A 21,673-nucleotide genomic window follows, 5' to 3' on the forward strand; every position below is an offset into this window, starting at 1 on the left:
GTTTTTTTATGGGCTCTTCCATAATGGCTCCCATGACAGATCAAGTGAACGCCGATCCGGCGGAACTCGCCAAATTCTCCGAACTGGCCCATCGCTGGTGGGACCTGGAAAGCGAGTTTCGACCGCTGCACGAAATCAACCCACTGCGCCTCGAATGGATCGAAGGCATCGCGCCCATCGCCGCACAGCGGGTGCTGGACGTGGGGTGCGGCGGCGGCATCCTGGCCGATTCAATGGCACGCAAGGGCGCCGACGTGCTGGGCATCGACCTGGCCGACAAGGCGCTCAAGGTGGCGCAACTGCATGCGCTCGAGGCGTCGACGCGCGGCGTGAAATACCGCGAAGTCAGTGTCGAGGCCTTGGCCGCCGAACAGCCGGGCAGCTTCGACGTGGTCACCTGCATGGAGATGCTGGAGCACGTTCCGCAGCCGGCCTCGGTCGTGAAGGCGTGCGCCGAACTGGTCAAGCCGGGCGGCTGGGTGTTCTTTTCCACCATCAACAGGAACGCCAAGGCCTTCCTGCTCGCCATTGTCGGCGCCGAATACGTGCTGGGCATGCTGCCGCGAGGCACCCATGAGTACCAGAAGATGATTCGTCCCAGCGAGCTCGCCGCGCATTGCCGCGAGGCCGGGCTGGACCTGCGTCAGACCCGAGGCCTCGAACACAACCCGCTGACGCGCCGCTACTGGCTCAGCGCCGATACCAGCGTCAACTACATGTTCGCCACGAGGAAACCTGGTTGATGGTCGACGACATGCTCCGCGCCGTGCTGTTCGATCTCGACGGCACGCTGGTCGACAGCGCGCCTGAACTCGGTGCTGCGGCCGACAAGATGCGGACCGACCGCGGCTTGTCGTCGCTGCCGTTGGAACGCTACCGCCCCATGGCCGGTGCAGGCGCCCGCGGCATGCTGGGCATCGCGTTCGACATCACGCCGCAGTCCCCCGGATTCGAGGCGTTGCGGGAAGAGTTCTTCGTGAACTATGAAGCCCGGATGCTCCTGAACACCCATGTCTTCGACGGCGTGGCGGAATTGATCGACAGCTTGACCCAGCGCGGTCTGGCCTGGGGGATCGTGACCAACAAGTCGAAGCGCTTCACCGATCCGCTGGTCCGCTCGATTCCGATCTTCGCCAGCGCCGGTGCGGTGGTGAGCGGCGATACCACGCCGCACGCCAAACCCCATCCGGAGCCACTGTTCGAGGCCGCGCGTCGGCTGGGGGTGCCCCCCGCGCAGTGCATCTACGTGGGCGACGACGAACGCGACATCGTGGCCGGGCGTGCTGCGGGCATGCGGACGGTGGCCGCCACCTATGGTTACATGGGCGCGCAGGCCGATGCTGCGCTGTGGCAGGCCGACGGCGCCATCGATTCTCCGATGGCGCTCTTGCAATGGCTGAATAAGGTCTAAAATAGGACGCTTGGGGCTGCACTGGTTTCGACGTGGGTTCGGAATCGCAGCGGTGCATGTCGAGCTGAATGCGCTCGTAAAACAGATTCAAAAAAACTAACTGCAAACGACGAACGTTTCGCACTCGCTGCTTAATTGCCAGTGAGCCTTGCAACAGTTGGCCGATGGGCTGGGCAAGGGGGTGACAGAGCAATCTGACGCCTCCCGGCTGCAAGGATAATTACATGGGCTGGTCTCGATCCGGGTACCTTGGGTCGAGGCAAGAAAATAGGGTGCTGGCGTCCGGTGTAGCGTGCGACTGCGCGACTCCGGAAGCGAGATCCAAATCAGACCGCTAAACATGTAGATCTGTGCGATGAAGGCTTGCGGACGGGGGTTCAAATCCCCCCAGCTCCACCACTCATGACGACGCCTGCCAGTGGGAGACCACTGGCAGGCGTCGTGCTTTTCGGGCCCAGATGGTCACCTTTTGGCAGGCGTTTCGCACCGATTTCGCACGCGGGACGGAGGAAATTCGCACGCGGTGCGCTGGTGTCAGGCCACTGCCTTGAGCCGCGGCGCCTTGGGCTTCTGGTAGTCCTCCGGGATGAACTTGCCATAGGTCTGGAAGACCATCTGCACGTCGACGTGGCCAAGCTGCTCGGCCAGCCACCACGGGTTCGCGCCGGCCGTGAGCCTGGCGCTTGCGTAGGTGTGCCTGGCTTGGTAGGGATTCCGATAGCGCACGCCGAGGTGCGGGAGCTCGTCTTTCACGGGCGCTTCAAGGGCATCGTTTCCAGGTAATGCTCCCAGGCAAAAAGTACCGGCAGCGCGATCAAGTGAAAGAGTGCAGCGAGCAGCCCGACCAGGAACATCGCCAGGGCGAGAAGGGGGGCTGCCGCTACGCCCAAAATAATCTTCCACATAGCCATCTCCCAAAGCGAAAAATATCACCAAAGCAACTTCGCTTGCGCGTAGGAGCGCGCCGCGTCGGGCCAGGGCTTCTCAGGCTCATGGAGAAGGAAAGCTGGACTCACGCCCAACTGACTTCACCACGGCAAGCCGTCTCACCTTTTCGACGTTGGCATCATGTGTCCACGCGCCATGCACCCGCTTCAGGCTCGAGTTCAACTGAAGCCTTTCTCGGCTCGATATGCTTCGGTTCGTGGCTGCGATCCGGTCGGCCTGAGACATGTCGCTCGTTCGTCAGCGTGATGGCGCTGCGCAGCGCGACCTTCTTCATGCATTCCAACTGTTGATACCAGTTGCGCAGCACCGACGCGTCATTCTGTCTGCTCCTCACGAGCGCTTGCAGCGCGTCAAGATGCTGCGCGTCGGTGGAAGTCTTTGCATGCCTCCCAAGTGACGTCAGCAGGTGCGCCAGATGGTCGGACAGGCGCATTCGCCTGCCGGAGAAGGGGTCGATGTAGGCCGCATTCAAACCGAATCTTGCGGCCTGGAACTTGTTGTAGGGATAGACAACATAGTCGTCTTCGCCGGGTATGAACGGTTCTTCCATCAGCAGCCAAGCGCCAAGCAGTTGTGCAAAGCATGCAAGGGACGCCGCGCGTTCGACGCTCAGTGGGCTGTCCAGCACCCGTATCTCGACGGTACCGAACGCCGGCTTGGGCCGGATGTCCCAATGGAGGTCCTTGATGGAATCGATGATTCCGTGCGACAGGAGTTTCCCGATCTGATCGGTCAGGTCCTCCCAGGAAAGCGTGAACGGTGGACAAGGACCGGTGGGGAATGGATTCGGGCACTGGAGACGTGTCGAGGAGAAGCCGGTGTCGTGACCTTCCATGAAAGGACTGGACGCTGACAACGCGACAAAGTGCGGTACGTACCTGGCCAGTTGGTGCATCAACAGGGGCGCACGGTCGACGTCAGCACAGCCCAGATGAATGTGCTGCCCGAACACGCTGGTTTGCTTCAACACCTCTCCATACAAGGCGGACAGGGCGTGGTATCGGCTGTTGTCGAATATCTGCTGTTCCGACCATCGTTTGAACGGGTGCATCCCGCCGCCGGCGACGCCGGCCCCGTGCGCCGCGGCGGCGCTTGAAACGCGCTCGCGGAGGGCTTGAAGGTCTGCCAGGACTTCAGATGCATCCGCGCAGACGCCCGTCGATATTTCAATCATGCCCGCGGAGACCTCGGGGACGATCGCTCCGCGAAGGAGCGGCGGCATGGAGCCCACTGAATCGAGGATCTTCCGACTCACCGGTGCCAGATCGCCGGTCTGGAGTTCGATGATTTGCAGTTCGAGTTCCACGCCGACGCTGAGATCCGCAGAGGGAGCGAAGTCGAAGGGAGTGGAATCATTGGGCATGAACGTACTCGTTTGCTGATCGGTGAGCACTACCTCCTTTTGTCCAGACGTAGTGCAGTTGCGGGCTCGCCTCATTCTTCGCTGATCTGAAACAGCGCGCACCAAAGTGAGCTTTGGCGCCGACCGTGGTGATGTAGGACATCGCCCTGAGGGTCGGAAAGTGGCATTCGCACCGCAGCCCGTCTTTCTGATCGCCCTGACAGGTCTGCCGTGCGAATGGCCATCTTCGACATGAATCGCTCAGCAGGAAGACTACTGAGTCAAGCGACGGAACCGTGGTTTGCATGCACGGAAGGTCGTGGAGCCAGGAAGCGCCATCGCTTGCAGAGACGATAGAAATTCAACGGTCGAACGCAGCGATCCCTCGGAACGCTGGCGGACTTCCCGGCTGCAGAATCTGCAGCAACTTGCCAAGCGCTGCGCCGCTTCGCTCAGCCCCGACGGGGACTCGTCGCCTGCGACTGGCGTTGGCCCTTTGACGCGCGAGTGTTCGACGCAGAGGTGGCGCATCGGGCCATTGCCGGGGTCGGCCTCCATCCACTGGTGTGCCACGAGGAGGAGGACTTTTTGCTGAGAGTCTGGAGCCGCGACAGCGCTTCGGTTGCTGTGCGCGCAGGTCTCGTCTACTGATGATGGAAGACGATGCACTGCAATGACTTCGCCCCGTACATCAGGGAGCGCGGGGCGCTATGTTTCGGAGCTACTTCAGTTGCAAGATCACGGTCAGCGTTTTCCAGCGGGCACCCACGCTGTGTCTTGGATGTCTGCAGCCGTCAACACCACACGGTTCGACGCGCGGGCGTGACTGATGGCGGTGGCCAGCGTTGAAAGGGCCTCGACGTGTCGCGCCAGAACCGAAAGCGAGTTCCGTTCACTGTTGGGACCGGCACCGTCCAGACGTTCAAGCGCGGCCTTGGTGACATGGACCACGATCCGAGGGCCATAGCCGCCGCCGTCCCTGATACTGAATTCGATGCCGTCACCCTCGTCATTGGCGGTCATCTCGCCGCGGGGAATCAGGGCCGGGAAATATCATGAAAGACATAAGCGTTCCTTGTGGTTGGAACCTGACTGTGGGCTGCCGCCTTCGATCGCCCGTAGGCCAACACGCCACCGTATTGCCAATGCTTCCGCCCGTTTCGCTGCCGAGCCTCTACCCACTACAAGGGCGACGCAGAATCTCGTAATCGATTGGCTTGAACGCACCGTTGTTCGAATTCTCTGCCGAGCATGCCGTCAGACCGACGATCATGTTCATCTCCGCTTTGAGCTCGATGTAGTCCCCGGCTCGGGACAGCGGTGGCTTGACCTTCACTTCGCCGTCTTCGGCAACCGTCACGTTCATGAAGATGTTGAAGGTCGTTCCAATCTGTTCAGGACGGATCCCGAACGGCTCGAAAGCGCGATAGAGATTCTCGAAGCAGCTGGGATGGTGACCCTGATGCTTGTACAGGATCTCGAACATTTCCTGGCTGCACGGCGTCAGGAGGAAATCGTGGCGACCGACGGTGTCATCGAGTATCTGAAACATCGGACGGCTGTCGTTGGCATACAACCGGTCCCCGGTCGTCAGGTAGATCTTCGATGCATAGTCGATGCTGCGCCCCGAAGACAGTTGGCAAGCATGGTCGTTGTCAGCGAAGGCAAAAAGGTCGGAGACCTGTTCGCCCAACGGGTCATACACACGCAGAATCTCGCTGGCGCGGATACGAAACGCGACGCCAGACTGAGGCGCGATCCGGCAACAGCCGGTGGGATGGGTGGCAGACATATCGGACCTCAGTGATGGAACGGACATTGCCAGTTGTCTTCAACGGCTCGCCCGGAATACTGGCGGGCTTCCGAGGACTCGCCGAACCTGGCGAGCACGGGGTTGACGGACCCCTGCAGCTTCACGTCGCGCGCGCGGATGACGGTCTGCATGCTCTGATACTTGCCTGAAGCCTTGAGTGTTTCGAACTGCTCGTGAAAATTGAACACCAGGCATGGCACCGGGGCCCGCCGCGCCATGCGGGAAGCGTTGGGATGCAGGCCGACGATGAAGAACGACCTGCCGCCGATGCTGAAGGAGAAGTCCTCCCGGCCGGGGTCCTTGCCGACTTCCGGATCCCACGAGAAGCCTCGCTCCTTGTCGGCATCGTGCAGGGCCTGAAGCAATGCCCATAGCTCCCGCTCGAACGCTGCTTCGCTGAGATCGGCGTCATCGAAAAGTGCCACATAGCTGACAGGCGCCACCCCGGGCGTTTCGAACTCACTGGAATATGCGCGCAAGGCCTCCCAGAGGGGGCCGATGGAAGAGGGGGCGCCGAGCGATCCGAAGTTCCCGAAACGCATCCGATCCTTGTTGAGCGCGGACTTGGCGCCCACGCAAGGAAAAGCGCTGGCGGATATGAACGCCTGAACACTTTCCTGTGCGGAAGCGTCATGCCGGGGACATCCGGATTGCGCCGGTATGCTGGACGGTCCGGTGTATGTTGTTGAGGTCATGCGAACGACAGTACGGTTCGCGCACTGGCTGGCGTGCAAGGCGCAGGGGCTCAGCCCCGTCGGGTCTTCCGCCCCTGGCAAGTAGGTGTGCGCCTATCTCGCCTGCTCGGTGATGACCGAAGCCAGAGAGGACTCCAGTCGGGGGGGGCAGCGTCGAGTGATGTAGACGACGTCGCGCAAAGACGTGATGTCCGGCATGCGAGAGTTCCTTGAGGGGCTCGGGCATGTGCCGCAGCATTGCTTCATCTGCGCGGCACACCTCGACAGCGACTACCGGCGATTCGCCTCCGGCAGCCAATAGGTTCGGCCACCCAGCGAACCGCCGAAGGTCGAAGCGATGGCGCCGACGACCAACGCCAGCAACAGCGCGAGCGCCATTTGTGAGCCTCTCCGGGCGGCCTGGTCGGCGATTTGCCGCGCCTTCGCGTCGGCTTGCTGCCTTTGCTCCTCTGTCAATGGCGTGGAAGGATCGGCAGGGACGGCTGACGGATTCACAGCCTGTGCCAATCGCTGCTGCGCCTGGTCCTTCAGACTTTCGACCGACATGTCTGAAGGGGTTCGACGCCGCATCGCCTCTGCCACCGGAGCGGATGACGCGCCGGCTGTTGCTGCAGTCCCCAGCAGGTTGCCTGTACCGCTGGCGACCGCGCCAACCATCGACGCGAGAATGTAGGCGGTGACGACCGTGGCCAGACCCCAGGTCAGCAAGCCGTGCAAGGAGGCATCGGTCTTATCTGCCGCTCCCGCCAGATGGGCGGCGATCCATCCGCCGACGAACAGGGCGAGCGCGCTGCTGACAACCCACCACAGGCCGGCGGCCAGTCCGAATGTCGCGGCATCCGGCGTGCTGTGTTTGAGGGGATCGATCGTGCTGAGTCCGAGCCCGGCGCCCAGCAGACTTAGCACCATGTGAAGCGCCATGGCAATCACCACCCCCGCAAAGATGGCACCCCAAGAGACGCGGCGTACCAGCGGAACGCGAGTGGTCATGGCCTCGCGCGTGGCAGGCGCTTCACGTCCAGCCGCAGTCGGATAAGTAACGGTGTTCATGGCATCTCCTCATTGAAAGAAGTGGAGTGTTGGCTCGAGGCGTACCCGGTCCCGTAGCGGATGGCGCGCTTGTATGTAGGTCCGTGCCTGCACGGCGCGTTGGCGCTCCGCCGCGACCACGTTCTAGGGCCTGTTCACACTATTTCCGATCCCCGGAAATAGTGTGAACAGGCCCGAAACCGGGTGGAAGAGCCATCAAGGCGTCGGCTCACCAGTCTTCTCTTCTTGCTTGTTCATTCGATACCCCTTTGATCTGGACGATGTGAGCGTCTCGCCGACAGCTGCACAGCGCTCAATGGAGGGTGGTAGCGGTCACGCTAGGGGGAAGGCGTATCGACCGAGGCGCCAGGGTCTTCTTCCCCGGCGACGGATTCTTCGCTGATCAGCGACGCCTTCGAAGCCAAGCCGCATCGGCATCCTTCACAGCCAGGGGCGGTCATCCCCAACGTTCCCCCGTGGCCCGCCGTAGGGTCGGAACGTCCGTTTCGGAGCTGGCGATGGCTCTGATTGCGGCAAGTTTTTCCGACGCGTCGAGCGCGATCTCGTGATGCCTGCTTACCAGGAGGCAGGTCATGACAAACAGCTGCGCAGCCGTTGCATCGCGGTCTTTCGCTGCGTGAAGGGTGATCTCGGCGTCTTCATCGCCGGCACGCGACAGGGTGATCAGCAGGGCCAGCCGGACGTTGGCGGGCACACCGGTCTCGTGGATCAGCAAGGAGGCCGCAATCCTCGATGCTCTGGAATTGAGTTGGACGGCTTGTTCGTAGAGGACGGCGTAGGGCATCCGCACGGGTGGCAAGGCAGATGCCTGCCTGATTCAAGATGCTCCGCCTTTGCCGCGGGCTGTCCGTGCGGCAAGCCTCTCCGCCCTGCGCTCCAGGGCAGGCACGCCGTTTGCCACGATCGAGCAAAGCGCCGCATCGTGCAGGGCTCCTGCCCCGCGATGTCGCATTCCTCACCTGCAACCCAAGGATTTCCCAATGCTGGCCATGAACTACCGCGGTCCCTATCGCGTGCGCGCCGAACACAAGGCCGAGCCCGAGATCGAGCACCCCGGAGACGCCATCGTGCGTGTCACGCGCTCGTGCATCTGCGGTTCGGACCTGCACCTGTACCACGGTCTCGTGCCCGACACGCGCGTGGGGACGACGTTCGGCCACGAGTTCACGGGCGTGGTCGAGGCCGTCGGGTCGGCGGTGCAGCACCTCAAGGTGGGTGACCATGTGCTCGTGCCCTTCAACATCTTTTGCGGCAATTGCTACTTCTGCCAGAAGGAGCTCTACAGCAACTGCCACGCTACCAATGCATCGGCCACCGCCGTGGGAGGCATCTACGGCTACTCGCACACCACGGGCGGCTACGACGGCGGCCAGGCGGAATACGTGCGGGTCCCCATGGCCGACGTCGGCCCCACCGTGATTCCGTCCGACATGGATGTGGACGACGCGGTGCTGCTGACCGACGCGCTTCCCACGGGCTACCAAGCCGCCGAAATGGGCGACATCGAAGAGGGCGATACGGTCGTGATCTTCGGCGCCGGCCCGATCGGCATCTTCGCGGCCAAGTCGGCGTGGTTGCTGGGCGCGGGCCGGGTCATCGTCGTCGACCACATCGAATACCGTCTCGACTTCGTGCGCCGCTACGCGCAGTGCGAGGTGGTCGACTTCAAGCAGGTCGGCGACATGGCCATCCACATCAAGAAGATGACCGATGGCCTGGGCGCCGACGTGTGCATCGACTGTGTCGGCTGCGAAGCAGCGGGCAGCTTCGCACAAACGCTGCTGGGCGTGCGGCTCAAACTGCAGGGTGGTGCCGCGACGGTGCTGCATTGGTGCATCAACTCGGTACGCAAGGGCGGCCGGGTATCGATCGTGGGCGTGTACGGGCCGACCTTCAACGCGATGCCCATCGGCAACGCCGTCAACAAGGGCCTCACGCTGCGCATGAACCAGGCGAGCGTCAAGCGCCACCTGCCACGCCTCATCGAGCACATCCAAGCCGGGCGCATCAACCCGAAGGAAATCATCACCCATCGCATTGACCTGTGCGACGTGGCCGATGCGTACCACCTGTTCTCCAGCAAGCTGGACCATTGCATCAAGGCGGTGCTGGTGCCCCCTTCAGCCCACGCTGCCTGACAGCGTGCATTCCCCTTCCATTCCGAACCGGAGCGACCTGCACATGATCATCACAGACGCCCAAGACCATTCGCCCACCCAAGCCGAGCGCCACGCGCACATCGTGGGTTGGGGAGCCGACCTGGACCATGCCAACCGGCCGGCCTATCCGATGGAGCGCACGCCGCCGCGGCTGCCGTATCCAGTAGAGCCGCCACAGCAGCAGCACTCGCACGCCGAGGTGCTGGTATCGACCGAGCGCCCACGCATCACGCCGATCTATGGCACAACCTTGCCCCCCAAGGGACTCAGCGGCTGGTTGCGCCGTCGGGCGTTCAAGCACTCCGAGAACGACCTGAGGCACTGGCTGATTCTTTTGCTGGCCGACCGGGTGGACGTGGGGGAGGGGCTGATCGACGATCTGTCGCGGGGGCACGTGCCCAATCTCTACGCCGAAATGGGCGGCCGCGCCGAACTGCGGCACAACCCCTTGGGCGCGGCGCGCAAGGCGGCGATCGGCGTGGCTGCACTCGCGTTCATCACCGTCGCGATCTCTCGCCGGCGTCGCGCCTCCCGCTCGCGGCTGCGCTGAAGCGCAGCGGGGCGATGCCCGCCGCGCGCCGGGTGCGTTCAGGGCGCCTTGTCCAGTTGGCCGTTCAGTTCGTCGAGCACCGCATCATCGGACATGCCGAGTTCGGCACCTGTCTGCGGATTGCTGAGCGGATCGGAAGCCGTCCGCAGCGCCATCGCGTCCACGACGGCTTCTTCTTCGGGCGAGAGTTCCACACTCGCCGTGCCGTCGCCGCCCAGTGCGACCTGGTCCTCCGCTTCTTCCACGAAGTCCCACTGCGGGCCCTGGTTCCAGGGGCCGCGCACATCGCCACCCTTGGACATGTCGAAGTACACATTGGTGAACTCCGGCATGCCGGGCAGCTTGCCGGGCGGGAAGTTGGGCGTGATCGCGTACAGGGCCTTCTCGAAGGACTTCTGGTGCGCGATCTCGCGGGTCATCAGGAAGCCCAGCGCTTCCTTCACGCCGGGGTCATCCGTCAGGTTGATGAGCCGCTCGTAGACGATCTTGGCGCGCGCTTCGGCCGCGATGTTGGAGCGCAGGTCGGCGGTCGGTTCGCCGATGCTGTCGACGTAGGCTGCTGTCCAGGGCACGCCGGCGGAGTTGACCAGTGCCGGTCCGCCGCCGTAGAGCACCTGCGTCAGATGACTGTCGTTGCCAGCGCCGGTGATGCTGCGATAGGCCTCGGCTTCCAGGTCGACGCCTTCGGCGAGCCGGCCCTTCGCGCCCTTGTTGAGCATCGCGACCATGGTGCCGATCACTTCGAGGTGACTGAGTTCCTCGGTGGCGATGTCGAACAGCATGTCCTTGCGGCCCGGATCCTCTTCGCCGATGGCCTGGGTGAAGTACCGGCAGGCCGCAGCCAGCTCGCCTTGCGAGCCGCCGAATTGTTCGAGCATGAGGTTGGCGAGGCCGGGGTTCGACTCCTTGACTCGCAGGGTGTATTGAAGGCGTTTGTTGTGAGAGAACATTTTGAGAATCTCCTGGTCGTGAGGGGCATGCCGACATGCGGCGAAAGTAGGGAAGGGCGGAACGGCCCGGCGTTCATGCGGCGTGATCCCGTGGGCTGCGCAACGCGAACGCTTTCAAGTTGCGCGTGCGGTCGGCTGCTCCGTGTAGTCATTGCGCGCACCAAGGGGTGAGTGCTGCACACCCGGTCGAAGCGACGGGTCGATGGGCTTGCAGGCTCAGTCCGTTTCCTGCCCCTGGGCCTGCATCTGCCAGAGTCCTGCATAGACCCCGCCGCGCGCCACCAGCGCAGCGGGCGTTCCGTCTTCCACGACACGCCCGTCCACCAGCACCACGATCCGATCGAATGCCGCCACGGTCGACAGACGGTGTGCCACGGCCACCACCGTACGCCCGTGCATCAGGCGATCGAGCGCGGCCTGGATCTCGGCCTCCGAGCGGCTGTCCAGCGCCGAGGTGGCTTCATCCAGCAGCAGCACGGGCGCGTTCTTGAGCATCGCACGTGCGATGCTGATGCGCTGGCGCTGGCCGCCCGAAAGCCGCGCCCCCCGTTCGCCGACCACCGTGCCGTAGCCCTGCGGCAGTTCCATGATGAAGTCGTGGCACAGCGCTTCACGTGCCACGGCCTGCACCTGCGCATTGCTGGCGTCGGGATTGCCGTAGCGCAGGTTCTCCAGAATGGAGCGGTGCAGCAGCGTGATGTCCTGCGGCACCACGCCGATGGCGTCGCGCAGGCTGGCCTGGCGCACCTGCGTCAGGTCCACGCCGTCGATCGTCACCCTGCCGCGCGTCGGATCCATCACACGGCCGATCAGCCGCAGGAGGGTCGATTTGCCGGCGCCCGAGGGGCCCACCACGCCCAGCCGTTGTCCCGCGGGAATGAGCAACTCGAGGTTGTCGAACACCGGCCGGCCTTCGTCGTAGACGAATTGCACGTCATGGAACCCGATGGCGCCCGGTCCGGGGACGAAGCTGCCTGCGCCGGGCCGGTCGGAAACGTCATGGGGTACCGCGACCACCCGCAGCATTTCGGAGATCACGCCGAAGTGCTGAGATGCATCCACCAGCGACAGCGCCAGTTCGCGCGAGCCGTGCAGGATGCGGAAGGTCAGCGCGCTGATCAGCACCACGTCGCCCGCTTCGTTGAGGCCCGCACGCCAGGCTTCCACCGCCCAGATCAGCATGCCGCCCGCCATCAGCCACAGGCACAGGTCGTGGCAGGCGCGCGCCTTTTCCAGGAACAGCCAACTGCGCCGCTGCGCGCTCGCTTCGAGCCCGAAGGCTTCGCGCAGCCGCCGGTGCTCGCGCTCGCGGGCCGAGAAGGCCATCACCGTGAAGATGTTGGCGATCACGTCCACCAGCTCGCCGCCCACCTGCGATGCCCGCTCGGCAAACACCTGCTGTAGCGGCCGCGCACGGCGCCCGAAGGCGTACATGAAGCTCGCGACCACCGCCACGAAGCCGATGAGCGCCAGGGCCATGCGTGCGTCGATGGTGCACAGCACCACCACCGCGCCGACGAAATCCACGCACGGCGGCAGGATCTTCCAGATCAAGGTGCCGAAGATCGCGCCCGTGGCGCCTGCGGTGGCCGTCACCCGGTTGCCGAGGGAACCCGAGAGGTGGCGCGAGAAGTAGTCCTGCGAATGGCCCGAAAGATGCCTGAAGAGGTCGAGCCGCACGTCGACACCGCTCTTGACCACGGTGACGCAGCCCAGCCATCCGCTCAGGCGCCAGAAAATGCTCTCCGCCGCGATGAGCACGATGAAGAGGGCGAGCCAGTTCCAGATGGCGAGCGAGGCGCGATCGTTGTCGGCCATCGTGTCGACGATGAGCTTCATGCCGTACTGGACGCCGACGGCGCAGGCGGAAGCCGCCACGATCAAGGTCAGCAGGGCGCCGAAGGCCAGTGGCCGCTGGCGCACGTAGTGCCAGAGAAACGGTATCGGCCGGGCGGGCAGCAGGGCGGCGCCCGCCGCCGCTTCCGTGCTCAGGCCGCCACCGCCACGCTGGGCGGCGCCGCGTTCGCGTTGAGCCGCAGCGCGGTCTCCGCGGCCTTGTGGCCCGCGACGAAGGCGTGGTCGGAGTTGTAGTAGGCCCATTCGCTGTAGCGGCCGGCCAGCAGGATGCCGGCGTCGGCCAGCCAGTTGCGGATCGCCTCCACATGCGCCGCGCGGCAGTGGTCGTACACCACGTAGGCGATGGGCATGTCCACCTCGTTGGCGCACACGATGGCGTCGTCCGCACGCAGCAGCCCCACGCTCACGGCGTCGTCGATGCAGCGCTGGATCAGCGCCTGACCTTCCGCCGGCAGCGGTTTCGAGGGCGAATAGGTGATCTCGCAGGTCAAGCCGAAGCCGCCCGGCGCATTGCAGTGCGGGCTTGCGTTGCCCTGCACGAACACCCGGTGGAACACGGTGTCCTCGGGGTAGTAGATCCAGTGCTTGTCGGTGATGTTCTCCCGCGCGATGCCCAGGTTGACGCAGCGCACCGACACATGCCGCAGCTGCCGCGCCGCCTCGCGCACGAAGGCCGGCGCTTCGGCGCCGATGGCCTCCACCAGGTGGGGGAGCGGCATGGTGTTGATGAGGGTCTGGAAGAACACGGTGCGCCCGTCGTCGAAGGTGACGCTCTTGCGCGCGGGTGACACGGAAGTGACGCGCGTGCCGAGTGCCAGCGGGCCTTCGAGCAGCGGCAGGAATCCATCCATCAGCGCCTGGAAGCCGCCGCGCAGCGGATAGCCGAAGCGCGCATTGGGCCCGATCGGCTTGTGCACGGGCTCCAGCGCGCCCTCGATCATTTCCTCGAGATCGGGCATCGGCACCCGGCCGCCGAGCCACGACGTTTCCATTTCGTTCAGCGGAACAGCCCACAGTTTCTGGTTGTAGGGAATGGCGAAGTGCTTGGCCACGCCGACGCCCCAGACCTTGTAGATGAACTCCTCGAAGTTGCGCGGCGCCACGGCGGTCGGCGGCGGCACCGCCGCGGGCGGCGGCACGTTCGTGGTCGCGGGCGCGACCGCGGCCGCGCGCGAAGGGCCGGTGGGCGATACGCGCAGCACCGGCTTGTCCAGGCTGCCGAAGCGCGCCTCGATGGCCCCGATCAGGCATTCCTTGAGCACGTCGGGCGGCAGGCCGTGCAGCGCCGACTGGAACGGGTAGCGGGTGAAGACCTCCTTGCTGTAGATCCAGGCCTCGCGGTTCTGCCAGTGCAGGTTGTCGCCGAGCAGCCGCTCGTAGAGTGCGAGCACGTAGGGGTCGGTCGAGAACATGATGTGTCCCGCGCAATCGAAGGTGAAGCCCTTGTCCTCGATCGAGCGGCACCAACCCCCGACGCTCTCGTTCTGGTCCACCAGCAGGGCGTCACGGCCCGCGCGCAGTGCAGCGGCCAGGCCCGTGGGGCCCGCGCCGAGGATGACGACCGGGTGGCTGGGGCCGCCCGATGCGTTCGCGACGCGCGGTGCCGAAGCCGCGGCGTGCGACGGGCGCCGATGCCCCTTGTTGTCGGCGGTGAGCGCCATCAGCCCGGCCATCTGCTCGGCGGTGCGGTCCCACGAGGTCGCTTGCAGGATGGCCTTGCGCGCGGCGGCCTGCCGCGCGCGTCCCGCTTCGTCGAGGGCCAGCATCTCCTCGCAGGCCTGCACGAAAGCGCCCACGTCTTCGGCGATGCCGACCAGGCCCGCGTACGGTCCCACCACGTCCCGGATCGGCGTGCTGACGATCGGCTTGCCGGCGGCCATGTACTCGAGCGTCTTGGTCGGGCTGATGTAGCGCGTGGCCTCATTGAGGGCGAAAGGCATCAGGCAGACATCCCAACCGGCGATGAGCTCGGGCAGCTCCTGGTAGCTGCGCTGGCCCAGCCAGTGGATGTTGTCGCGGCGCGGCAGCGCGGCCGCGTCGATCTTCACGACCGGGCCGACCGCCACGATCTGCCACTCGGGGTGTGCGTCGGCCATGGCGGCGAGCAGCGAGAGGTCGACGCGCTCGTCGATCACACCGCAGTAACCCAGGCGCGGCCGCCCGATGTCAGCCTGCGCCGGGTGATCCGAATCCGCCATCGACGGCTGCGAGAAGTGCGCCGCATCCACGCTGCTGGGAAAGCAATGCGTGTCGGCATGGCGCTCGCGCTTGGACTCGTACAGGCTTTGGCCGCCCGTGAACACCAGGTCGGCCATGTGGAACAGCGCGCTCTCGCGCTGCAGCAGCTGGCGTGGCGCATGGCGGAATGCGGACAGCTCGTCCATGCAGTCGTACACCACGCCCACGGGGGAAAGGCCAGCGGCCAGCGGCATGGCCATGGGGGTGTAGAACCAGAGCCAGTAATCGGCCGTTGCGGACTCCTCCAGGTAGCCGGCGAGCAGCATCTGCAGCTGCGGAATGTGATCGTCGTGAAAACCGGTGGCGGTGCCGGCGAGGTGAGGACGCAGCACGGTCACGCCGTCGCAGGGCGAGAGCTTCTCGAGGGCCGCATGCGCGGCGCCTGGCACGGGCTCTTCCACGAAGACCACGTGGAAGTGCTGTGCAAGGCGGGAGAGCAGTTGCTGCGGACGCTGGTAGACGAAGTCCCAACGCAGATGGGAAAAGACGATCAAGGTGTTGGTCATGGGGCTTCCTGAGGGGTGGGTCGATGAAAGAGGTGAGGGGTGGCCAGGGAAGGACGTTTTCGCCGGGTCCTGCGCCTGCCAGTGCTGCAGTCGCCGCAGCGAGGGGAGGTGCACTCGCCGGTCGCCGGTGCGCCGGTCGACCTCCCAGAGCCCGCTGCGATGCCAGTTGCAACCGTCTTCCCAGTCGGGCCGGTCGATGAGCGGATAAAGGCAGATGCCTTCCAGCGGCACGCCCGCGGCGCGGCTGCGCTGTGCGGCGGCGGCCACCTCGTCGATCCATTGAGCGCGACCGTCGCCGACGTGGCCTGTCTCGGCGATGAACAAGGGCCGACCGTAGCGCTGCCATACGTCCGCCAGCATGTCCGCGAGGTCGCGCCGGCGCGGGTCGCGCACATGCCAGTGCAGGCGCTCGTTGCTCGGGTGCTCCCACTGGTTGCTGTGGTAGTAGTTCAGACCCAGCACGTCCAGGTATCGCGGCGCACCGCCGAGCGACGGCTCCAGCCTGCCGCAGAGCATGTCCCAGGCTTCGTACTGGGCGTCGTCGAGGGCGCGGGCCTGCGCGGCCCAGTCGATGAGCTCGGCGCAGTCGGCGTGGTCGGGGGCGGGCACCACATGGATCAGCGGATCGGTGTGCACGATCCGCGCACCGGGCCATGTGGCCCACAGCGCATCGGTGCCGCGCAGGGCTGCGCGGACCAGGTTGCACTTCAGCGCATGGCCTCGCTCGGTGGCGCTCGAGAGGCCGGGCTGAAAGGGGTGCATCAGCGATGTGCTGCTGGCGGCCCAACTGAGAAAGGAGATCTCGTTGATCGGCTGAAACAGCGGCGGACCGTCGCTCAGGTCCGCTGCATCGCGCAGGCATCGTGCAACGAGGTCGCAGAAGTCGGCGAAGCGGTGCGGGAAATCGGGCGCGAAGAGGTCGACACCGTCGGGCACGCCGTAGTGGTGGAGGGTCCAGATCACCTGCAGTCCGTGCTTGGTCGCGAGCCGGGCGGTTTGCAACAGCGCGCGGCATGCAGCTGCAGGACCCGCGGTGGCAAAACTGCGCCAGCCGATGCTTTCACGAACGGTGCGAATGCCCAGTGGTGCGAGCAGCGCGTAGTCTGCATCACGCCGGTCCGTGTGACCGTTTCGCTGGTTCATGGCGACGTCCTCGCCTCGGCTGTTGAGGTGGTCGGCGCCTTCGTAGCCGCCCATCCAGAAGGACCTGAACAGCGGTTCGGCGATGGGGGTGGAGGCGTGGGTCAAAGCGGATTTCCTGGGGGCATCACTCGTCTTGGCAATCGGGATGCCCATCCCGCCAGCCACTTCCTCCGCTCGACCCGGGAACGCACCTCATGGCGGCCTGACCGGTGCCGCTTGCAACGCGGCACGAGACCGTGCGGCCCGCAGCGGGCACGCCCGTTGCCACAGGGTGGGCACCATCCACGCAGGAGACCGCCACCCCATGAAAGTCGGAACACTCAACGCGGCGAGCGTCGCGCATTGCTTCGAGCCTTCGGAGCGCAAGCCGAGCGTTCGCATGCGGCATCGGCCGCGGCTGGGCTTTGTCGGCGCCGGCTGGCTCGGCCGCAACCTCATGCATGCCATCGCGGTGGACGGGGCCGCCGAGGTGCTCGCGATCGCCGACGCCGATGCGCTGAAGCGCCAGAGTGCGCGCGGCATCGAACCCGGTGCCGCTTCACTGGAGTCGATCGACGCGCTGCTCGAATTGCCGATCGACGGCGTCGTGATCGCAACGCCGGGTGCGTCGTATGCACGACACGCCGAGGCGGCGCTCGCGCGTGGCATTGCCGTGTTCGGGCTGATGCCGGTCGCGACCACCGTGGACGAGACGCGCACCCTGATCGATGCCGCGCGGCGCGCAGACCGGTTGCTCGGCGCCGACCTGTCGTATCGCCGCACGCTTGCGATGCAGCGGGTGCGCCAGTGCATTGCCGCAGACGACATTGGCGAGGTCTTCGCGGTCGACCTGGTCTCGCACAAGGCGTTGGGACCGGACCGCACGTGGTCCCGCGATCCGCGCCGATCGGGCGGCGGCTGCGTGATCGATGTGGGCGTCCCGATGCTCGACCTGGCGTTGTGGACACTCGGTTTCCCCGCCGTGCGCTCCGTCTCGAGTTGCCTGCATGCCGCCGGGCGCCGACTGGCATTGCCCAGTGCGGAGCTGGAGGACCACGCGACGGCACAGCTTGAACTTGCCGACGGCTGTGTGGTGCGGCTCGCCTGCTCGTGGAACCTGTCGACGGGGCGCGATGCAACCATCGAGGCGCGCTTTCACGGCACGCGGGGCACCGTCTCGTTCCACAACGTCAAGGGATCCTTCTACGATTTCGCGACCGAACGCTTCGAGGGCACGCGCGTGTCTTCGCTGACCTCGGCGCCGGACGATTGGGAGAGCCTCTGTGCAGTGCATTGGGCGCACTCGCTTGCGGCCGGCCGGCGCTTCGATCCCGAGATCGGGCGCCTGGTGCAGGTGGCCGAAGTGGTCGACGCCATCTACGCGCGCTGAACTCACGCTTCGCGCCGATCCTGCCTCCGGGCGAGGGCGGCGCGGCCTTCGGGTGTCAAGGCCAGGAAACGGCCCCATTCCTGCACCTGGTCTGATCTCCTCGGGGATTCACGCGGCGGCGGCACGCTGCGCGCCACGGGCGCGGCGCCGCTCGACCGGGTCGATGTCCAGTGTTTGACGGTATTTGGTGATCGTGCGGCGAGCGATGTGAAAGCCCTGCTGCGACAGTTGCCGTGCGAGCGCGGCGTCGCTCAGCGGTGCTGTCGGCGGCTCGATCTCGATGAGCTCGCGGATCAGTTGCTGCAGCGCCACCGGCGCGCTTGCGCCACCGGCCGTATGCTGCAGCCCGCGCGAAAAGAAGTACTGCAATTCGAACACGCCCGCCGGTGTGGCGATGTATTTGTTGTGGACCGTGCGCGACACGGTCGAGGCATGCACGCCCACTTCGTCGGCGATCTCCTTCAGGCCCAGCGGCTTCATGGCGAGGGGACCGTGCTCGAGGAACATCTGTTGCCTTGCGACGATCGCGCGCGCCACTTCGAGGATGGTGGACGTTCGTTGCGCCACCGTACCGACCATCCAGCGCGCCTGATCCAGGTAGGCCTTGAGCGGGCCCGTACCCGCACCGCGTCGGGTGTCGAGCAGTTGCGCGCAGGCGGTGTTGAGCCGCACGCGCGGTACCGCCTGCGCATTGAGTGACGTACGCCAGCTTCCGCGCACCTTCTTGACGGTGACGTCCGCCACCACGACGCGCGCGCCGGTCTCGCCGTGGCCCCAGCCCGGACGCGGGTTCAGCTGACGGATGCCGGCCACCGCGCATTGCACCTCGGCGGGTGTCGCGGCCAGCGCGCGCGAGAGGCTGCGCCAGTCCTGCGCCGCCAGCAGGTCGATGTGGCCCTCCAGAATGCGCCGCGCGAGCATGCGCACCGCGCAGGGCGCGATGGCATCGAGCTGAAGCCGGAGGCATTCCGCCACGTCGCGTGCACCCACGCCGGCGGGGTCGAGCGCCTGGACGCGGCGCAACGCCGTGCGCAGTTCGCATTCGGAAGACGAGGGGTCTTCACCCAGCGCGAGCGCGACGTCGGCCAGGGAGATGCGCAGGTATCCGTCATCGTCCAGCGATTCGACCAGCGCGTGCGCGAAGGCACGCTCTCGCGGGGTGAGGCGCAGCACGCCGACTTGCGCATGCAGATGGGATGCGAGCGACTCCGGCAGCGCGATGCGCTGCATCAGGTCGGCGCTCTCGTCATGCGAGAGGTGCCGCGTGCCGTCGGGCGGCGCGGCGGAGACGCGATCGAATGCAGCCGCCGCATCGAATTCGGCGTCGTTCTCGACCTCGGCTTCCGTCGGCGGGAGGACGGCGCCTTCTTGCGCGCAATCGGCCGTCGGTTCTTCCACTTCGAGGAAAGGGTTCAGCTCGGCCGCATCGCGCAGTGCCTGTGCGTAGTCCTGCGCGGAGAGCTGCAGCAGCCGCACGGCATGCTGCAGCCGCGGCGAGAAAGTCGTCAGCTGTGCCTGGTGGGTCCGCAGAGCGGTGTGGGGGTTCATGCCCCGACAGAGCGCAATCGTCGTGCCAGCCCCGAACGACGCATGGCGCGTGCTGCAGGAGCCGATCCCGGCGCAAAGTACCTGTTTCCATCGCTGCGGCGCCCGCACCGGGAATGCTTGCCGCAAGAATTGCAGCCGACGGCGTACAGACAGGAGCGCCGCATGGGCCCACACTGTCAGCCATGATCAACACTTCAGATGGCGTGCGACGGTACCCGATCCCCTGGGCCGCGGTGACGCTGGTCGGCGCTCTCGCTGGCGTCGTGGGCGTCATGCTGGCGCGACGGTACGAGCCCGGCCACCTGCTCATCGCCGCACAGGACATCGCGGCGTTGCGCGAGCGCATGGCGCACCAGGCCCACACAGCGCGACAGCTCGATCACGACCTGCGCTCGCCGGTCGGCGCGATGGCAGTGGCGCTGGAACTCCTGCGCACGACCGACGACCTCGCGCTGCGCGAGGAAGCCTTGCGCGTTTTCGGGCGCCAGATCGCACGTATGAATACGCTGACACAGCGGCTGCACGAAATCTCACGCGAGTTCAACGGTTGAGACGTCGGCGCCGGCCGCTGTTCAGGCCGATGATGGATTCCAGGGGTAGGCGTCGAAGCGCGCAACGACGCGCATCAACTCTGGAGACGACGATTTGCCGCACGCATTGATTGTTGAGGACGACGAGGACTCGGCAAGCATGATGGCCGCGCTCGTATCGCAGGAGGGCCACTCGGTGATGTGCGCGCATTCGCTCGAGGCTGCGCGTCGCCTGATGGCGATGCAGCGGCCCGACCTGCTCCTGCTCGATCTGCACCTGCCCGACGGTGACGGCTTTTCGTTGGTTGACGAAAAGACCGAGGCCTTGAACGACACGCTGCTGGTGCTCATGACAGGACAGGCCAGCCTCGAGACGTCGATCCGTGCAATGCGCCTGGGCGCGGCCGACTACCTGGTCAAGCCCATCAACCCGCAGCATCTCAAGGGGTTGCTGTCGCGCCTGATCGCACCTTCGCAACTGCGCGCCGAATTCGACGAGGTGGAAGAGCACTGGCGGGAAACCGGCCGCTTCGGCCCGCTGATCGGGCGATCGCAGGAAATGCGGCGCGTCTACCGGCAGATCACGCGCGTGGCGCGCACGGCGGTCACGGTGTTCATTCATGGCGAAAGCGGCACGGGCAAGGAACTGGTCGCGCGCGCGGTGCACGACATGAGCCGGCGCCGCGATCAGCCCTTCCTGGCCGTGAACTGCGGTGCGCTTTCGCCGAGCCTGATCGAGAGCGAGATCTTCGGCCATGAACGCGGCAGCTTTACCGGCGCCGAGCGCCGGCACCAGGGCTTTTTCGAACGCGCGCACGGCGGCACGCTGTTCCTCGACGAAGTGACCGAGATGCCACTGGAACTGCAGGTCAAGCTGCTTCGGGTGCTGGAAACCGGCACCTTCATGCGCGTGGGGTCGACACAGGTGCAGCAGACCGACGTGCGGGTGATCGCCGCCACCAACCGCGACGCGGCGGTGGCGGTGGCGAGCGGCAGGATGCGCGAGGATCTGCTCTACCGCCTCAACGTGTTCCCCATCGCCCTGCCACCGCTCCGGGAGCGCGGGGACGACGTGGCCCTCATCGCCACCGATTTCCTGCACCAGATGGCGCGGCAGGAAGGGGGCGCCAAACATCTCAGTGCGGAAGCACTCGCGCGGATTTCGGCCTGGCGCTGGCCTGGAAACGTGCGGGAGCTGCGCAATGTGCTGCAGCGGGCGTGGGTGATGGCGAGCGGCGCCGAGATCGATGAGGAATGGCTGCCGGTCCCGGTCCCGGTCCCGGTGACGGCGCAGGCACCGGCACCGGCGACCGCTCAAGAGGCGGCAGGAGCGAATCCGGTCGTCTCGCTGTCCGTGGGCATGCCGACGGCAGCGGAAAACCACTTCGTCGTCGAACTGGGCACGCCGCTTGCCGATGTGGAGCGACAGCTCATCCTGGCGACCTATGAACGCTGCGGGCGCCACCGTGAGCGCACGGCGACGCTTCTGGGCATCAGCATGAAGACTCTCTACAACCGGCTCAAGGAGTACCAGCAGTGAGCCTGCGCAACTCGGGGCTGTGCT

General features: G+C 65.6%; 19 protein-coding genes and 1 other RNA gene. 8 read left to right on the plus strand and 12 right to left on the minus strand.

The features are described 5' to 3' along the window. Window positions 1-32: 32 nt before the first annotated feature. From ubiG to ssrA, 3 genes are all read left to right on the plus strand, one after another. Entirely contained in the window at window positions 33-743 is a 711-nt protein-coding gene (gene ubiG / locus ACSFBC_RS10575) for a bifunctional 2-polyprenyl-6-hydroxyphenol methylase/3-demethylubiquinol 3-O-methyltransferase UbiG (protein WP_435510278.1), read from the plus strand. Beyond that, on the plus strand, window positions 743-1,411 hold the full coding sequence (gph, locus tag ACSFBC_RS10580) for a phosphoglycolate phosphatase (RefSeq protein ID WP_435510641.1): 669 nt from the start codon (window positions 743-745) through the stop codon (window positions 1,409-1,411). The genes ubiG and gph overlap by 1 nt, the downstream gene beginning before the upstream one ends. 12 nt (window positions 1,412-1,423) lie before the next feature. Beyond that, window positions 1,424-1,810, plus strand: a transfer-messenger RNA (tmRNA) gene (ssrA, locus tag ACSFBC_RS10585). Window positions 1,811-1,945: 135 nt separating this feature from the next. Here ssrA and ACSFBC_RS10590 read toward each other — a convergent pair. The 8 genes from ACSFBC_RS10590 to ACSFBC_RS10625 form a co-directional block, all read right to left on the minus strand. After that, entirely contained in the window at window positions 1,946-2,164 is a 219-nt protein-coding gene (locus tag ACSFBC_RS10590) for a hypothetical protein (RefSeq protein WP_475544558.1), read from the minus strand. Next, window positions 2,161-2,316, minus strand: coding sequence for a hypothetical protein (locus ACSFBC_RS10595; protein WP_435510279.1), 156 nt, complete (start codon window positions 2,314-2,316; stop codon window positions 2,161-2,163). The genes ACSFBC_RS10590 and ACSFBC_RS10595 overlap by 4 nt, the downstream gene beginning before the upstream one ends. A 161-nt stretch (window positions 2,317-2,477) precedes the next feature. Then, window positions 2,478-3,722, minus strand: coding sequence for a YbdK family carboxylate-amine ligase (locus tag ACSFBC_RS10600; RefSeq protein ID WP_435510280.1), 1,245 nt, complete (start codon window positions 3,720-3,722; stop codon window positions 2,478-2,480). A 723-nt stretch (window positions 3,723-4,445) separates the two neighbouring features. Next, window positions 4,446-4,724, minus strand: coding sequence for a hypothetical protein (locus ACSFBC_RS10605; protein ID WP_435510281.1), 279 nt, complete (start codon window positions 4,722-4,724; stop codon window positions 4,446-4,448). A gap of 151 nt (window positions 4,725-4,875) precedes the next feature. Further along, window positions 4,876-5,493 (minus strand): DUF1989 domain-containing protein, encoded by a 618-nt coding sequence (locus ACSFBC_RS10610; RefSeq protein WP_435510282.1) that lies wholly within the window; start codon window positions 5,491-5,493, stop codon window positions 4,876-4,878. A gap of 8 nt (window positions 5,494-5,501) precedes the next feature. Next, entirely contained in the window at window positions 5,502-6,209 is a 708-nt protein-coding gene (gene gntA, locus ACSFBC_RS10615; RefSeq protein ID WP_435510283.1) for a guanitoxin biosynthesis heme-dependent pre-guanitoxin N-hydroxylase GntA, read from the minus strand. Window positions 6,210-6,479: 270 nt separating this feature from the next. Next, complete coding sequence (locus ACSFBC_RS10620; RefSeq protein ID WP_435510284.1) at window positions 6,480-7,259, minus strand: hypothetical protein; 780 nt, start codon at window positions 7,257-7,259, stop codon at window positions 6,480-6,482. A 436-nt stretch (window positions 7,260-7,695) separates the two neighbouring features. Beyond that, window positions 7,696-8,043 carry a hypothetical protein gene (locus ACSFBC_RS10625; RefSeq protein WP_435510285.1) on the minus strand — a complete coding sequence of 116 codons (348 nt, stop codon included), beginning with the start codon at window positions 8,041-8,043 and terminating at the stop codon, window positions 7,696-7,698. Window positions 8,044-8,239: 196 nt separating this feature from the next. On the opposite strand from ACSFBC_RS10625, the gene ACSFBC_RS10630 reads away from it, so the two are divergent. Beyond that, window positions 8,240-9,397, plus strand: coding sequence for a zinc-dependent alcohol dehydrogenase (locus ACSFBC_RS10630; RefSeq protein ID WP_435510286.1), 1,158 nt, complete (start codon window positions 8,240-8,242; stop codon window positions 9,395-9,397). Between the two features lie 43 nt (window positions 9,398-9,440). Then, a complete protein-coding gene (locus tag ACSFBC_RS10635; RefSeq protein WP_435510287.1) occupies window positions 9,441-9,968 on the plus strand; it encodes a hypothetical protein in 528 nt (175 codons plus the stop codon). A gap of 38 nt (window positions 9,969-10,006) precedes the next feature. On the opposite strand, the gene ACSFBC_RS10640 is transcribed toward ACSFBC_RS10635, so the two are convergent. The 3 genes from ACSFBC_RS10640 to ACSFBC_RS10650 form a co-directional block, all read right to left on the minus strand. Continuing rightward, window positions 10,007-10,918, minus strand: a complete 912-nt coding sequence (locus ACSFBC_RS10640) for a manganese catalase family protein (protein WP_435510288.1) — start codon at window positions 10,916-10,918, stop codon at window positions 10,007-10,009. Between the two features lie 216 nt (window positions 10,919-11,134). Further along, window positions 11,135-12,841 (minus strand): ABC transporter ATP-binding protein, encoded by a 1,707-nt coding sequence (locus ACSFBC_RS10645; protein ID WP_435510289.1) that lies wholly within the window; start codon window positions 12,839-12,841, stop codon window positions 11,135-11,137. 65 nt (window positions 12,842-12,906) lie between these two features. Further along, window positions 12,907-16,716 carry an FAD-dependent oxidoreductase gene (locus ACSFBC_RS10650; protein WP_435510642.1) on the minus strand — a complete coding sequence of 1,270 codons (3,810 nt, stop codon included), beginning with the start codon at window positions 16,714-16,716 and terminating at the stop codon, window positions 12,907-12,909. Window positions 16,717-16,966: 250 nt separating this feature from the next. Here ACSFBC_RS10650 and ACSFBC_RS10655 point away from each other — a divergent pair, with 250 nt between their 5' ends. Further along, entirely contained in the window at window positions 16,967-18,031 is a 1,065-nt protein-coding gene (locus ACSFBC_RS10655; protein ID WP_435510290.1) for a Gfo/Idh/MocA family protein, read from the plus strand. Between the two features lie 108 nt (window positions 18,032-18,139). Here the strand turns inward: ACSFBC_RS10655 and rpoN are convergent, their stop codons facing one another. Continuing rightward, window positions 18,140-19,579, minus strand: a complete 1,440-nt coding sequence (rpoN, locus tag ACSFBC_RS10660; RefSeq protein ID WP_435510291.1) for an RNA polymerase factor sigma-54 — start codon at window positions 19,577-19,579, stop codon at window positions 18,140-18,142. 182 nt (window positions 19,580-19,761) lie between these two features. Between rpoN and ACSFBC_RS10665 the strand changes: the two genes are divergently transcribed. Together ACSFBC_RS10665 and ACSFBC_RS10670 are read left to right on the plus strand one after the other, a co-directional pair. After that, window positions 19,762-20,130, plus strand: coding sequence for a histidine kinase dimerization/phospho-acceptor domain-containing protein (locus ACSFBC_RS10665; protein WP_435510292.1), 369 nt, complete (start codon window positions 19,762-19,764; stop codon window positions 20,128-20,130). Between the two features lie 94 nt (window positions 20,131-20,224). Further along, complete coding sequence (locus ACSFBC_RS10670) at window positions 20,225-21,649, plus strand: sigma-54-dependent transcriptional regulator (protein WP_435510293.1); 1,425 nt, start codon at window positions 20,225-20,227, stop codon at window positions 21,647-21,649. Window positions 21,650-21,673 lie beyond the last annotated feature (24 nt).

The sequence above is a fragment of the Variovorax frigidus genome (assembly GCF_051216515.1).
Taxonomy (GTDB): domain Bacteria; phylum Pseudomonadota; class Gammaproteobacteria; order Burkholderiales; family Burkholderiaceae_C; genus Variovorax.

Bases quoted from the DNA above. Each gene is read 5' to 3' on its own strand.
- ACSFBC_RS10625 (WP_435510285.1), bottom strand. From the start codon at position 8,043: ATGCCCTACGCCGTCCTCTACGAACAAGCCGTCCAACTCAATTCCAGA.
- ACSFBC_RS10650 (WP_435510642.1), bottom strand. From the start codon at position 16,716: ATGGGCGGCTACGAAGGCGCCGACCACCTCAACAGCCGAGGCGAGGAC.
- ACSFBC_RS10605 (WP_435510281.1), bottom strand. From the start codon at position 4,724: ATGACCGCCAATGACGAGGGTGACGGCATCGAATTCAGTATCAGGGAC.
- rpoN (WP_435510291.1), bottom strand. From the start codon at position 19,579: ATGAACCCCCACACCGCTCTGCGGACCCACCAGGCACAGCTGACGACT.
- ACSFBC_RS10655 (WP_435510290.1), top strand. From the start codon at position 16,967: ATGAAAGTCGGAACACTCAACGCGGCGAGCGTCGCGCATTGCTTCGAG.
- ACSFBC_RS10630 (WP_435510286.1), top strand. From the start codon at position 8,240: ATGCTGGCCATGAACTACCGCGGTCCCTATCGCGTGCGCGCCGAACAC.
- gph (WP_435510641.1), top strand. From the start codon at position 743: ATGGTCGACGACATGCTCCGCGCCGTGCTGTTCGATCTCGACGGCACG.
- ACSFBC_RS10640 (WP_435510288.1), bottom strand. From the start codon at position 10,918: ATGTTCTCTCACAACAAACGCCTTCAATACACCCTGCGAGTCAAGGAG.
- ACSFBC_RS10635 (WP_435510287.1), top strand. From the start codon at position 9,441: ATGATCATCACAGACGCCCAAGACCATTCGCCCACCCAAGCCGAGCGC.
- ACSFBC_RS10620 (WP_435510284.1), bottom strand. From the start codon at position 7,259: ATGAACACCGTTACTTATCCGACTGCGGCTGGACGTGAAGCGCCTGCC.
- ACSFBC_RS10665 (WP_435510292.1), top strand. From the start codon at position 19,762: ATGATCAACACTTCAGATGGCGTGCGACGGTACCCGATCCCCTGGGCC.
- ACSFBC_RS10610 (WP_435510282.1), bottom strand. From the start codon at position 5,493: ATGTCTGCCACCCATCCCACCGGCTGTTGCCGGATCGCGCCTCAGTCT.
- gntA (WP_435510283.1), bottom strand. From the start codon at position 6,209: ATGACCTCAACAACATACACCGGACCGTCCAGCATACCGGCGCAATCC.
- ACSFBC_RS10600 (WP_435510280.1), bottom strand. From the start codon at position 3,722: ATGCCCAATGATTCCACTCCCTTCGACTTCGCTCCCTCTGCGGATCTC.
- ubiG (WP_435510278.1), top strand. From the start codon at position 33: ATGACAGATCAAGTGAACGCCGATCCGGCGGAACTCGCCAAATTCTCC.
- ACSFBC_RS10595 (WP_435510279.1), bottom strand. From the start codon at position 2,316: ATGTGGAAGATTATTTTGGGCGTAGCGGCAGCCCCCCTTCTCGCCCTG.